Here is a 12979-nt window from a genome sequence, read left to right as displayed (position 1 = left end):
TACATTACAAAAATGTAATGAAAACATAATATTGACAACGCAGACAAATTAAAGGTATAGATTATTTTAATAATTGATTATTATTTGAGTCCTAAAAATGCCATAGGATGTATTTTAAAAAGTTTAGAGAATTATGTATGTCAAGAAGAAATCGACTCTTTATCCAGGGACTACCGCAGTTAATTCAATTAAAAGGACACAATCATGAGAGCATTTTTTACGACAGTCAGGATTATAGTAAATTTCTTTTCTTCTTAAATAAAGGCATCGAACACTACACAATAAATTTACATACTTACTCACTAACGCCAGGAGAAATACTATTATTGATAACACCAGATAATAAGGATTCCACAGGCCGGCTCATACAATATATTGGCCGAACCTATATCGCCTATTTTAATAAAAAATATCATCGCAGCGGCAGTTTATGGAATGGGCGCTATAACAGCTGTTTGATAGAACCTAGCGCTTATCTCCTTTTAGTACAAAAATATATTTTTTCCGTTCAACACGATTCTCCCCCTAAAAAAAACCAGACTACATTTAATCACTTAGAGTCGAGTCATTTAAAAATAAATCAGCAACAAAACAATGAAATTCATCACATCGATTCGACATCCTTGATTCAACTTACACCACACGATGAATATTTAAAGCTAGGAGAAACTGACACACAGCGTTCACTCGCCTTTCAACAATTTATGCGCGTTCCATTAAGTCATGCCGTTTTATCGAAGATTCAAAGTTGCCTGGCACAAAACTGCCTGCTCGGTACACAAGGATACTGTAAAGCACTCGAAAAACAGATTCATCGCTATCTACGTCCACGGCAATCCGGTCGGCCTCGTAAGGTATTTCACAGTCAGGTGGCAGATTGGGTATGGCTGGAGAATCAAGCTGCCCAACTGCTACAGCGTCACGCTTATCAGGAGATCCGCGTGCCGCTATTAGAACGCTGGGAACACGAGTTCGAACAACAGCCTGTAGGGTTACAACAGGCTCAGGAGGGAAATATTCTTTTCGACAGACAAGCCTTATTACGCGGAGAAGGTACTAGCGGCTGCTTAAGAGCGATCGCCCAACATCAGCATCTACAGTTAACCAGTAAACTTTGGTATCAAGGGCCTATGTTTCGCTCCTCTTATCTTAAGAGCGATCATATTGAGCAATATCACCAGTTGGGCATTGAAGCCTTTGGTTATCAAGGTGTTGATATTGAGTTGGAACATCTGATGATCCAATACGATTTCTTTCAATCCTTACAGTTGCGCCCTTTTGTGGAGTTAAAAATGAATACCTTGGGCAGCCCAAATGAATTCATGCAGTTTCGTTTGGCGTTACGGCACTACTTTCAGCCGTTCTCAGTCATTTTTTCAGAAACCTGGCTGACGTGGATCAACCAAGCGCCGGAGAAGCTCTTATGCTGCGAAGAAGGGATTTTGCCTTCATTGCGCGAATCTGCCCCCAAGCTGAACGACTTTCTTAGCACGACCTCCATTGCCCGTTTTCAAAAGCTGACCCAATCTCTCAGTAAACTAGGCATCCCTTATACCATCGACCCCCGGTTATTCCCCGCCAACGACTACTGTCACACCCTGTTTGAGTGGCATACCGATAAGCTGACAGAAAACACGTTGCTCTGTCGCGGCGGGCGTTATGACGACAATGCCAGCCAGCTGCTTGGCAAGCCCATCTACGCCTGCGGATTCGCCTTTATGCTCGAGCCTCTGATGAATCTGTTACAACTGACTCATGCCCATTTATTAAAACAGAAGCTGATCGATATTGTGGTGATCCCCAAAGACAGCAACGCCAATACCTCAGCGCTATTGGTCGGCAAGCGTATTCGCGAGCGCTTTCCACAGCTGAGCATTTCCAATGACTGCTCGCATATGAAAGTTCCACAACAGCTTAAAAATGCCGACAGATTAGGTGCGCGCTTTGTACTGCTGATCAATCATACCTGTGATCAAAACATTGAGGTGATCGACCGGGAAGCAGACAGCAATCAAAAAGCTAATTTTTATCAAGCCATTGGCTTGATCAGCCGTAGCCTGAACTAGTGCCGAGGAAATTTATGAAGCGAGTGTTTAAATCTGCCCCCAACAAATTTGAACACTCAATGACCCCTCATTTATGTTTCAGCACGATTGGGCGATGAAGCTACCCTCGTTCGGAGTTTATCAGCCATAGATTAATGAAATTAATATGAATTATGGGATAACCGCGAATGAAATATAATATTTTCTTATGTATGACGTGACAAAAAAATCACTAAATATGTAACGTCAATTCTACTGACAGTATTTAAAAACAAATAAAAATGAATATGTTTCATTGACAGTCGTTACTGTTCCTCTAGAATTAAACGTTGATGCAAAAAAAGTCCCGCCGAGCACAACACCAAGGAAGGAATAAGATTTTACTTATTTCATAAACTCTATCCTTTGGATACATGAGTTTATCTTTTATATATTAATAAGCATTCTAACGTAAATTTGATATACAAGGCCATAAGCCACTCCGTGTTTACCCGGCTGGAGCCTTATTGCAAAAAGTTCAATATTTTCATATGCATATTGAGGAGATGGAAATGTTTATCGATACAAAAAAGATAGATGTTAATAATCTTGCCGACCTGTTAAATACACGCACGCATTCATCACCCGATAAAGTTATTTATTCATTTTTAAATGGTTCCGATAATGTAGAAAAATCGATAACCTACAATGAGTTAAAAAGACACGTTACTTCCGTTAATAATTACCTTGCACATTATAGTGAAAAAAACGATCGTATTGCGTTATTATTTCCACAATGTTCGGAATTCCTTTATGCATTTTGGGGGTGTGTTTCTTCTGGCAGAATTGCCATTCCGCTTCCTCCGCCTCGCATGTCACATTTGCAAGAAACGCTGAATAAAATCAAAGCGATTATTGATTCAGCCACGCCTACTATTATTTTAACCACTCCCGAGATTAAACGAGCAATTGATGAGTTTCCCAAAGCGCTTAATTGCCTGTCCGATATAATTTGGCTGGCAGTCGAAGATACGCTTCAAGATCAAAGTGATGAGCCTTTACCTATCGCACCGGTCGCCCCTGATGATATTGCCATGTTGCAATATACCTCGGGTTCCACCTCTCTGCCGAAAGGCGTGGTACTTACTCATCATAATTTGCTGAATAATATTAAATATTTTGAGCAGGCGATGGTGCATGGCCCAGAGTCAAAAGTCTTAACCTGGCTGCCACCTTTCCATGATTTGGGGTTGATTTATGGGCTGCTGACGCCGGTTTATGCAGATATTGCCTGCTATATCATGCCCGGCCCGGTATTCGCTCAGCAACCTTCGCGCTGGATACAAGCTATCAGCGATTTTCGTATTACTCACACCGCCGCTCCCAACTTTTCCTATGACCTGGCACGTAAAAGCGTGTCAGCAGAACAGTTGGCTCGCCTCGATTTATCAAGCTGGGTCACCGCATTAAATGGCGGTGAGCCAGTACGAGCCAAAACTATGGAAGAGTTTAGCGACTTTTTTGCCCCCGCAGGTTTTGATAAGCGCGTCTTTAACCCTTGCTGGGGACTGGCAGAAGCCAGTTGTATTGTCACCGGAACGCATAACGGCAGCCCCTCATCGGGGATTGATGGACGCTCACCTCCGCGCGTCGTGATTGTCGATCGCTCGGCGCTGGCAGAAGGCATGGTCGTATCTTGCGACCAGAGTGCTGCTGAAGCACTGACTCTTTGCAGCTCAGGTTCGGCATTACTCGATACCCAGTTGGCCATTGTTGACCCAGAAAGCCACGTGCCCGTTGCCGCTAATCATGTTGGCGAAGTTTGGGTGGCGAACCAAGCAGTCTCTTCTGGCTATTGGATGCAGCCGGATAAAAGTGCGCTGACCTTTGGCTGGTCTGTGTCAGCAGAATCGGGGGAAAACGCAGCCCAACCGCACCGTTATATGCGTACCGGCGATCTCGGTTTCTTACTGGATGGGCAACTATTTGTGACCGGCCGCATTAAAGATACGGTGATTATTCGTGGCCGCTGCCACTATCCGCAGGATATCGAAGCTGTACTGGAGGCGGTACACCCGCAAATTCGCCAAGGTTCAGCTAGCGTATTCGCCCTGCAATCTGATGAACAAGAAGTCGTTGCCGCGGTCATTGAAGTCTCACGGCATTTCAAAGTGGATAAACACGCCACGGAAATATTTGGTCTGTTACGGCGGGCCATCGCCGATGAATGCGGATTACAATTGAGTGCGATCGCGCTTATTACCACCGGTACACTACCGCGCACCACCAGCGGCAAAGTACAACGCGCCAAAGCCAAACAGCAGTTTATTGACCAGACGCTATCAGTTAAAGCCCAGTGGGTCATGCCAGAATTGGCGAAACAGTTAGCGGCAGATAAACACGCTCTTGAGCCTCAACCACCGCAATCGAATGAGAAAAAGCCCACTCATTCTGCTGACACATCAAGCGCGGAAAAACAGATCAGATCATGGTTAACGACGTGGATTGCATCGACTAGCGGGCTGGCAGAGCAAGATATTCTGCCACATCTGCCCTTTAGCGACTTCGGCCTTGATTCAAGCTCGGTGGTGCTCTTAAGCGGTAACATCGCACAGCACTTTGGCTTGAGCAAGGTGCCTCCAGGCGTGGCTTATGATTTTCCCACGCTTGACACTCTCTCACGTTACATCGCCACCCAGTGCGCCAGTAATACTGCGGACAACACATCGCCCCGGATGACAAAACCGGCAGCAGAACGCAACACTGCAATCATTGGAATGGCATGTTCAGTGCCAGGTGCCAAAAACCTCAGCGAATATTGGTCATTGATAACATCGGGCCAGTGCTCTGTCGGTATTATTCCGCCAGCTCGCCATGCTCTGTTACAGCGTTTGGGTAGCGCTGTTTTTGAGATCCCCGGGGGTTATCTGGACAATATCGACCAATTCGACCCGGCTTTTTTTAACATCTCGCCGCGAGAAGCCGAGCAGATTGACCCACAGCAACGCCTGCTTCTGCAAACTGTCTGGCATGCTTTTGAGCACGCTGGCCTGACTCGCGAAACACTCGATGGCTCTCGTACCGGGGTGTTCGTGGCTATCTGTGCAACGGATTATGCCACGCTGTGTGCCAAAGAAGACATTGCCCTCGACGGACACGCCGGAGCCGGATTAGCCAGCAGTATTGCGGCCAATCGCCTATCTTACTACTTCAACCTAACCGGCCCGAGCATGGTGATTGATACCGCCTGTTCCTCATCGCTGGTTGCCGTCTATCAGGCCGTGCAAAGCCTTGAGCGCGGGGAGTGCGATCGCGCCGTCGTAGCCGGTGTAAATTTAATTCTCCACACGCAATTTAGCCACATTTTCCTAAAAGCGGGCATGCTCTCCCCCACCGCTCGCTGCCACAGCTTTGATAAAACAGCGGACGGTTATGTACGAAGCGAAGGCGTTGCCGCCATTATTCTGACGCGCGCGACCATTGCTCAGCTCAATAAACACCGCATCTTGGCGTGGATTGCCGGTTCAGCCGTCAATCAAGATGGCCGCAGCTTTGGCTTAACTGCGCCGAATGGCGTTGCTCAACGGGCGGTGATGCACAGCGCCCTAGCCAGCGCCGGTATCGACGCGACAGAAGTGAAATACGTTGAGGCACATGGCACCGGCACGGTACTTGGTGATGCCATCGAATACAGCGCACTCGCCGACGTTTACGGCGGCCAACATGCGGCGCCGTGTAAAATTGGTGCGGTAAAGGCCAATATCGGCCATCTGGAAGCGGTAGCCGGGCTGGCGGGTTTGATTAAAGTCGTCCTCTGTTTGCAAGAACAACAGGTCCCGCCGATTGCTGGATTTAAGCAACTGAATCCAACCTTCCCCCTTGCTGAAGGGCTGCAATTCAACGCGGGAGCTACCGAGCATTTTGACTTTGAATATGGCGGCGTTACCTCAATGGGCTTTGGCGGTACCAATGCTCATGTGATTGTACAACGGGCGGCCGCGGTGGAAAAAATAGCGTTAGTCGATGGCCCACGCGTATTGCCACTGGGCGCAGTTTCGGCCAGCAGCCTGGCGAGTTTAGCCGCCGCCAGCGTCGAGCAGTTACGTGCCGCACCGCAGCTCTGGCAGCACCTCGCTAGCGCCGCTTCGCAATATCGCTCGGTGTTCCCCTATCGTCTGGCCGTGGTCGCTAGCAGTGCAAATGAGATGATCGACGCTTTACAGGCGCAGGCCAATATAGCCGCACCTTCACCGGTGCATCGGCCACCAAGAACGGCGTTAGTGTTTAGCGGGCAAGGTATTCAGCAGGTCGATATGGGACGTGAATGGTATCAGCGTATTCCCGTATTTCGGCAGAAAATTGACGAGTGCGATGCGCTCCTTAAGGCCAGATGTGCTGTCACTGTGCGCGAACTCTTTGATGGTTCGCTATCTGATGAACAGGTAAAAAAACGTATTGCGCACACTGCCGACGCGCAGCTGATGATTGCCTCCTGTGAGCTGGCGCTGGCAGCCTGGCTGGAGGATTGCGGGCTGATAGCCGACTGTGTCTTTGGTCATAGTCTCGGAGAATATGTCGCCGCCCATGTTGCCGGTGCGTTAACGCTTAGCGATACCCTGTATCTTATCCACACGCGTGGACAGGCGATGAATGCCGCACCCGATGGCCGCATGTTAGCCGTTCGCACGTCTTCCGACGTCATCAATGCTTTGATTACCCAGCATCAGTTGGACGTTGAAGTCGCGGCGATCAACTCTGCCGATGACGTGACTATTTCCGGCACGCCCGAGGGAATAAGCGCATTAGCTACTCTGTGCGAAACTCAAGGATTGACGGCCATTGCTTTAGATGTCGCCAAAGCTTTCCATTCTGCTTCCATGAGCGACGCCGCTCAATTGTTAGAAAAAGCCGCCGCTGAGGTCAGCAGCTATCCAACGCGCATTACTTTGCTGGCTAATTTACAAGGGGATAAAGTCAGTGAAGTGGATGCTGCTCACTGGGCGAGACACCTTAGAGAAACCGTGCAGTTCAAGAATTGTGTCGAAAACGCACTAGCGGAAAGCTGCACACTCTTGGTCGAAATTGGCGGTCGGGCTTTGCAGCCTTTCTTACGTAAACTGGCTCAGGGTAACGCTGATGTCGTTGCTCTGGCGGCAGGTAAAAATGAGTGGGATAACGCCTTAACCACCGTTGCTCGCTTATACACCGCCGGGCTGTCGATTAACTGGTCTGCGATTTACACTGATGAGCAGGTCAGTCCCGATGTACTTCCAGCTTATCCCTTCGATCAACAATCTTACTGGTTAGATAAAACACCTGGCGTGGCCAGTACTGATAATGTTGTCCCTCTGCACCCGGTCACGCGCTCACAGGAAGAGACGCAACATCAGGCGGCAGGCAATACGCAGCACGTGTTGACGGAGATTTTAGGTCATTTATTAAAACTGCGCCCGGAACAGGTAGATCCTTCCCGCAGCTTTTTTGATCTCGGCGCAGACTCAATACTGCTAATAGAGATGGCGAGTATCATCGATAAACGCTTGGGCGTTAAGGTGACAGTGCCGCAGCTGTTTGGCCAGTACAAGACCTTGACGGCACTCACAGGCTTTATTGAGCTTGAGTCTGCAAGCGCTGTGCAGGAGAACTCTGTTTCTACTCTCTGGGCGGATATTGCGGTGAATGACGTGGCCGCGGCCTCGTATGACGCGCCATCTATTGTCGTGCCACACATACTACCCCCGGTGACAAACACCGCCGCTCTGCAACCAACGATCCATCTCAAGACAGCACCTGCCGCACCACTTGACGCTTATCAAGCTTTATTCCAACAGCAGCTCGATAGCTTCAGATCGCTGGTTGATGCTCAGTTAACTTTTTTAAAAAGCCATCCGCAGGCAGTTTATCAACCGCCGCATCCTGTAGCAGGCCAAACAGAACCACACTTCCCATCGAGAGCGCCCTTACAGCCTCAAATAGACTTAAGGCACAGCATTAATAACGCGGCGCTTGCCGGATTCAACTATGCACTAGCAGTGTTGTATCAATCTAAACCACAACATTTAGCGTTAAGTGTTGATGACTTAGGGCAACGGCTCGGCGTGCAACCACATCGACTACAATTATGGCGGCAACTGTGCGCGCATCTTGCCACAACAGACACGCTCGATATCGAGCAAAATAAGGTCGTGGCTGTTCGTCTGGCAGAGAGTCAATCCGCGTTGGCCGCACTAGAGCACAGGCTGGACATGTATCGACAAGCCTCGCCTGATGCTGCTCAAGCCGAACTGTGCAGCAGTATGTTACTGCGATGTGCGCGAGAGTTACCGGCGGTGCTTACTGGTGAAAAGCTTGGTACCGACGTGCTGTTTTGCGAAAATGGCATGCAGGAAATCGCCGCGCTTTATCAATCGGCACCAGGCACTGAAGAGGTACACAATGCATTGAGTCGGTCTGCCTCACAGGCGCTGGCCCAAACTTCATCCCATCAAACATCACGGCATATTTTAGAGGTCGGGGCAGGAACCGGCACCACGGCAAAACTACTGTTACCTACCCTCACCCAGTTACCCAATATCGACCCACGCTATCTGTTTACCGATATTTCCCACGCATTCCTCAATCGTGCACGCCATGCCTTTGCCGAGTGGCCTTGCGTAGAGTTTGCGATATTCGATCTTGAACGCCATATCGACGAACAGCAGCTTAACGGTCATAAATTCGACTTGATTGTGGCCGCCAACGTCGTTCATACCACGCTCGATTTATCCGTATCGCTCGATCAGTTGCAACGTAGGTTAAATCCTAACGGTGCAATTTTGTTGGTCGAATGTATTGAGCAACAACCCTGGCTGGATTTGGTTTTTGGACTAACCGATGGATGGTGGCGCTATGCAGATAGCGCATTACGCCAAAAAGGCCCGTTGCTGGACGAAGAGACATGGCGTGGTCTGTTAACCGTAAAAGGCTGGCAGGACATAGAGATCACTACCTTTGCACAAACTCAGGCGCTGATATATGCACGTTATCACTGACAACTGGTTTACTTCATTAACTCACCACCCGCATGCGCCAAGGCGCTTGTTTATCTTTCCATTTGCCGGCGGCGGGCCCGCCTCTTTCCGACAATGGGCAGGGTTATTTCCCGCAACCGACATTTTGGTCGCCTGCCTGCCAGGCCGAGAAAATCGCAGCGCGGAGCCTATTGTTACCAGCATGGACGAACTCATTGCAGCCTTGTTGCCTGCAATTGCGCCACTGTTAGACCGGGAGTTCTACTTTTTGGGTTATAGCATGGGTGGAACGGTTGCTTTTGAGTTAACACAGGCATTAAAACAGCACGGGCTACCTCAGCCAAAGCACTTCTTTGTCGGTGCCTGCCAGCCGCCGGATACACCGCCAATTAGCCAACGTTTACATCTGTTGAGCGATGAGCAACTGTTGCGCGAACTCGACGAACTGGGTGGTTTACCTCAGAGTGCACCTGAGGAAATTAAGCAGATGATCTTGCCCGCATTGCGAGCTGATTTATCCCTGCTGGCTCGCTATCCCTCACCTATCAGGCCACCGCTTTACGTGCCGATAAGTGCTTTTTGCGCTACAGCGGACGCACTGGTAACCCGTAAAAACATGCAGCGATGGCGAGACAAAACCGTCATGCATTTCAAGTTGCATGATATCGAGGGCGGCCATTTTTTCCTGCATACCCAGCGCCACCTATTGGCCGAAATCATGACAGCAGAAATGCCGCAAGCCTATATAGAGCCAGAACTTCTCGCACCAGAGCTTGCTGCACCGCTCTCTATGAGGATAGCCAAATGAGCCAAGATACCAACCTGAATCTACCGCAGACCTTTCTACAATCGGCGCAATTCCGCGAAAACGATGTCTATTTGCCCGAGATGAACTGGCAGCAACTGGTCGGCGATTTTTATCCAGACAACATCGCCAATCTAGTACAAGGCATGTCGAATATCACCTCTGCTTTTTACGGCAATATGCTCAGCATCGTCGGCACCAGATATGGCGTCGATCAAATTAACATTGTCTCCAGAGAAACCATCTATTCACTCGGACGCGCCACTGCTAAACGTTATCTGGCACAAAAAGAGATCCCACAGGATGCCCGCGGCGTGATGAACATTATCATCGCCGCTATCTATACGGCGAACCCCGAGTACCAATTTGAAATCACCGCATATCACGCAAACCACGCGGCTTTTCTACTCGGCGGTACCGATCGTTACCATAAGGTTGCGGTGGCACTCGGTATAGAAAAGCATCTCACCTGGCCGGCAATTGATGTCTTTGTTCAGGCGATACACGATGAACTGAAACTGGATTATCAGGTTAAAGCCGTCTTTAAATCACTGGATAGCGACAGTCGTTGTCTTTATGAGATCAGCATTGGGGAAGCGTGAGAAGAGATAAATCACACTGATGAATGCCATCTTGGTACACCGTCCTCGGATGACAGCTGCAAGGCCGTCATCTGGGGTGACGGAATTTTTTCTCCCAGTAACGTTGTGCTTGCGCGTTATCTTCTTGTGTTCTTTCCTTGTGCCACATATTACTGCATCCCGGATCGCTAGGAGTAAGGCAATATGTTGCCTGCTCGGTTTGCGACTCGGAGCTTCCCCAAGATAAATTTGGCTTTACCTTTGGTGAGGATAAAGCGTCTTTATCCTCATTATCAGGGAATATATAGGGCGAAGCTGATACGGCAACGCTTTGAAAAAGCAGAATAAAAAGCACATATACGTATTTTTTTAAGCATTCCATGAAATGTCACTCCTTTTAACATGAATACCTGTGACATCCCGTTAGAAATCTAAGTTCCTCAGAATTTGCCTCAATCTGCACTCAACGAGTGCAACACGCCGTTTAATATTTCGTCAGAAAGCGCCGGGTCATCCACGGCTCGCGCCAGGATTAACCCGCCTAACATGGTTGACCATTTCGTTATTGCTACTCGACGACGCTCCGCCTCACTAACCAAGGTCATGTTCTGACTCAGCCGGGCGATCAGATTGGTTAACGCCTGCGTTAAGGTGCCTCTTGCCGACGGCGGTAGCCTGAAGATTTCGCTAGCAAAGGCCGCATACATACAGCCCGTCGCGCGATTATCGACATGTTCCCGCGTGAGATAACTCTGGATAAAAGCGTCAATGCCAGCAGAAGATGGCATCTCTTCTTCAGGCTGTGCCAACATCACATGGACAAAAACCTTGGCGATCATGTCGTCTTTAGAACTGAAATGGTTGTAAAAAGCGCCATGTGTTAAGCCAGCCGCTTTTGTCACATCGGCAATTCCCACCTTGTCACAACCCTGCTCACGTAACAAACGTGCCGCGGCATCAAGTAAATTCTGGCGATTCTCTTCCAGGCGCTGCTGACTAATTTTCATTCTAATAATAGGCCTTGAATTTTATGAATGACGCGGATTATAGTACAAAACCTAATAGTGTTGGTAAACATCATTAGAGCTAAAAGGCATCATCTGGCCCCCGTTAACGCGAGCTTCCGATGAATCATTTTTCCTATAAGCAGGATTTTTTCGATGAAATTCAACGATACATCATTGCCACTCCCTAAACCGACAAGCCCGGCGCCTTGGTGGGCAAATATGGCGGAAGACGCCACCCTGGAAGGCACTGCGCTTAAACGCCCGGTGACCGGCCGTGCAAATATCGTGGCCATCCTGTCTAAGGCCATTACGCTTTATGACTATCAAGAATTCATCTATCGGGACTATGTCAGCAAAGATCTTTTTATGGAGTCATACCGTTCGACCGTGAACGGTGTACCGGTAGAGTGCGCGGTATTAGTTCATATGAATGAACAAGGCCAGGCAGATGCATTAATGATCAATCACCACCCTCTTAGCGCCGCCTTGTTATTTTCAAAATTAATGTGGGATATGGTTGGCAACTCAATGGGCGACCTGTATTTAACCGCCGATGAAGCGAAAAGCCTGGCTGCCGTTAACCCACAGCTTATTCCCGAATAACGCATTAAAAAACAGGAAACACGATAATGACATTATTCAAAAAACTCTTCGCCACCGTGGCTTTTATCGCGCTAACAAGCACTGTTTCTCTCGCTGTTGCTGCACAGCCAAGCACGCATAAAACATCGCTACAAGAACATAATAAAGAGATTGTATTAGCCTTTTACAATGCGGCATTAAATGAAAAGAATATCGATAAGGCACTCAGTTATTTAGCGCCAGACTTTAAACAACACAACCCAACGGCTGAAGACGGGCCGCAAGGTGTGCGCAAGTTTCTTGAGTGGGTCAAAAGCGATCACCCTAATTCTCATAGCGATATCAAACAAGTTTTCACTGATGGAAACTATGTCATTTTGAATGTCCATATGGTGCGCTTCCCCGGGCAACCAGGTTTGGCTATTGCAGAGTTTTTCCGCCTAAAAAATGGCAAAATCGCCGAACATTGGGACAGGATACAGGCAATACCCGATCAGTCTAAAAACACCAATACCATGTTCTAATTTCAACGTGCGGATATTATTCCTGCTTAGCTTTATCGTAAATTCAGCACCGGGGGGCGTTGAATAATAAATAAAGTGGGTAGGCGATAATAAGGGTAATGCGCTTGGAGGAAAGAGGACGCGGGGTTTTAGCAGGGATGCTCTTTATCTCGGTGTTATAAAGCGAGAACGCCGAACAGATTTGTTCGGCGTTCTCCGTAGATTAACGATAACTTACTTTAAAAACAGAATTAGAAATTCCAAGTAATGCCCGCGTTAACGCTGTTGTCCTGGTAATTCTGCGATAACAAACCACCGTAGCCCAGTGATAAAGCGGTGTTTTTGTTCACTGACGCTTCAACACTGGCCTTGATCACCGCGCCATCGCGCGAGGCAGAGACACTTTCTGTCACGAACGATGAGTTACCGCTGGCAAAACGTAATCCAGTGCCGCGATCCAGATAGCC

Annotated in this window: 9 protein-coding genes; 6 read left to right on the top strand and 3 right to left on the bottom strand. The window is 48.4% G+C overall.

Features of this window, described 5'->3' with window-relative positions:
• Positions 1 to 107 precede the first annotated feature (107 nt).
• The 4 genes from ACL9RG_RS21265 to ACL9RG_RS21250 all read left to right on the top strand — a co-directional run bounded on the left by ACL9RG_RS21265 (position 108) and on the right by ACL9RG_RS21250 (position 10441).
• The gene (locus tag ACL9RG_RS21265) at positions 108 to 2066 is read left to right on the top strand and encodes an ATP phosphoribosyltransferase regulatory subunit (RefSeq protein WP_422794660.1); all 1959 of its coding nucleotides are present in this window, start codon (positions 108 to 110) and stop codon (positions 2064 to 2066) included.
• A 530-nt stretch (positions 2067 to 2596) separates the two neighbouring features.
• The gene (locus ACL9RG_RS21260; protein ID WP_422794659.1) at positions 2597 to 9055 is read left to right on the top strand and encodes a beta-ketoacyl synthase N-terminal-like domain-containing protein; all 6459 of its coding nucleotides are present in this window, start codon (positions 2597 to 2599) and stop codon (positions 9053 to 9055) included.
• Positions 9039 to 9842, top strand: a complete 804-nt coding sequence (locus ACL9RG_RS21255; protein WP_422794658.1) for a thioesterase II family protein — start codon at positions 9039 to 9041, stop codon at positions 9840 to 9842. Before ACL9RG_RS21260 ends, ACL9RG_RS21255 begins: the two co-directional genes overlap by 17 nt.
• Positions 9839 to 10441: a hypothetical protein gene (locus tag ACL9RG_RS21250; RefSeq protein WP_422794657.1), complete on the top strand. Its 603-nt coding sequence runs from the start codon at positions 9839 to 9841 to the stop codon at positions 10439 to 10441. The genes ACL9RG_RS21255 and ACL9RG_RS21250 overlap by 4 nt, the downstream gene beginning before the upstream one ends.
• A 67-nt stretch (positions 10442 to 10508) precedes the next feature.
• On the opposite strand, the gene ACL9RG_RS21245 is transcribed toward ACL9RG_RS21250, so the two are convergent.
• Together ACL9RG_RS21245 and ACL9RG_RS21240 are read right to left on the bottom strand one after the other, a co-directional pair.
• Complete coding sequence (locus ACL9RG_RS21245) at positions 10509 to 10802, bottom strand: hypothetical protein (RefSeq protein ID WP_422794656.1); 294 nt, start codon at positions 10800 to 10802, stop codon at positions 10509 to 10511.
• A gap of 70 nt (positions 10803 to 10872) precedes the next feature.
• The gene (locus tag ACL9RG_RS21240) at positions 10873 to 11427 is read right to left on the bottom strand and encodes a TetR/AcrR family transcriptional regulator (RefSeq protein WP_422794655.1); all 555 of its coding nucleotides are present in this window, start codon (positions 11425 to 11427) and stop codon (positions 10873 to 10875) included.
• Positions 11428 to 11580: 153 nt separating this feature from the next.
• On the opposite strand from ACL9RG_RS21240, the gene ACL9RG_RS21235 reads away from it, so the two are divergent.
• Complete coding sequence (locus tag ACL9RG_RS21235) at positions 11581 to 12030, top strand: hypothetical protein (protein ID WP_422794654.1); 450 nt, start codon at positions 11581 to 11583, stop codon at positions 12028 to 12030.
• A 26-nt stretch (positions 12031 to 12056) separates the two neighbouring features.
• The gene (locus ACL9RG_RS21230) at positions 12057 to 12533 is read left to right on the top strand and encodes a nuclear transport factor 2 family protein (RefSeq protein WP_422794653.1); all 477 of its coding nucleotides are present in this window, start codon (positions 12057 to 12059) and stop codon (positions 12531 to 12533) included.
• 230 nt (positions 12534 to 12763) lie between these two features.
• Here the strand turns inward: ACL9RG_RS21230 and ACL9RG_RS21225 are convergent.
• The coding region (locus tag ACL9RG_RS21225) for an autotransporter outer membrane beta-barrel domain-containing protein (protein ID WP_422794652.1) at positions 12764 to 12979 on the bottom strand (216 nt) is incomplete at its 5' end.

It is taken from the genome of Rouxiella sp. Mn2063, from assembly GCF_049319665.1.
GTDB lineage: Bacteria > Pseudomonadota > Gammaproteobacteria > Enterobacterales > Enterobacteriaceae > JBMOUD01.
Note: the sequence above shows the minus strand (reverse complement) of the source record. Positions and strands in the feature narration are given on the sequence as shown.

Excerpts from the sequence above, each read along its gene's own strand:
- ACL9RG_RS21230 (WP_422794653.1), top strand. The coding sequence starts at position 12,057 with ATGACATTATTCAAAAAACTCTTCGCCACCGTGGCTTTTATCGCGCTA.
- ACL9RG_RS21240 (WP_422794655.1), bottom strand. The coding sequence starts at position 11,427 with ATGAAAATTAGTCAGCAGCGCCTGGAAGAGAATCGCCAGAATTTACTT.
- ACL9RG_RS21255 (WP_422794658.1), top strand. The coding sequence starts at position 9,039 with ATGCACGTTATCACTGACAACTGGTTTACTTCATTAACTCACCACCCG.
- ACL9RG_RS21245 (WP_422794656.1), bottom strand. The coding sequence starts at position 10,802 with ATGGAATGCTTAAAAAAATACGTATATGTGCTTTTTATTCTGCTTTTT.
- ACL9RG_RS21250 (WP_422794657.1), top strand. The coding sequence starts at position 9,839 with ATGAGCCAAGATACCAACCTGAATCTACCGCAGACCTTTCTACAATCG.
- ACL9RG_RS21235 (WP_422794654.1), top strand. The coding sequence starts at position 11,581 with ATGAAATTCAACGATACATCATTGCCACTCCCTAAACCGACAAGCCCG.
- ACL9RG_RS21260 (WP_422794659.1), top strand. The coding sequence starts at position 2,597 with ATGTTTATCGATACAAAAAAGATAGATGTTAATAATCTTGCCGACCTG.
- ACL9RG_RS21265 (WP_422794660.1), top strand. The coding sequence starts at position 108 with ATGTATTTTAAAAAGTTTAGAGAATTATGTATGTCAAGAAGAAATCGA.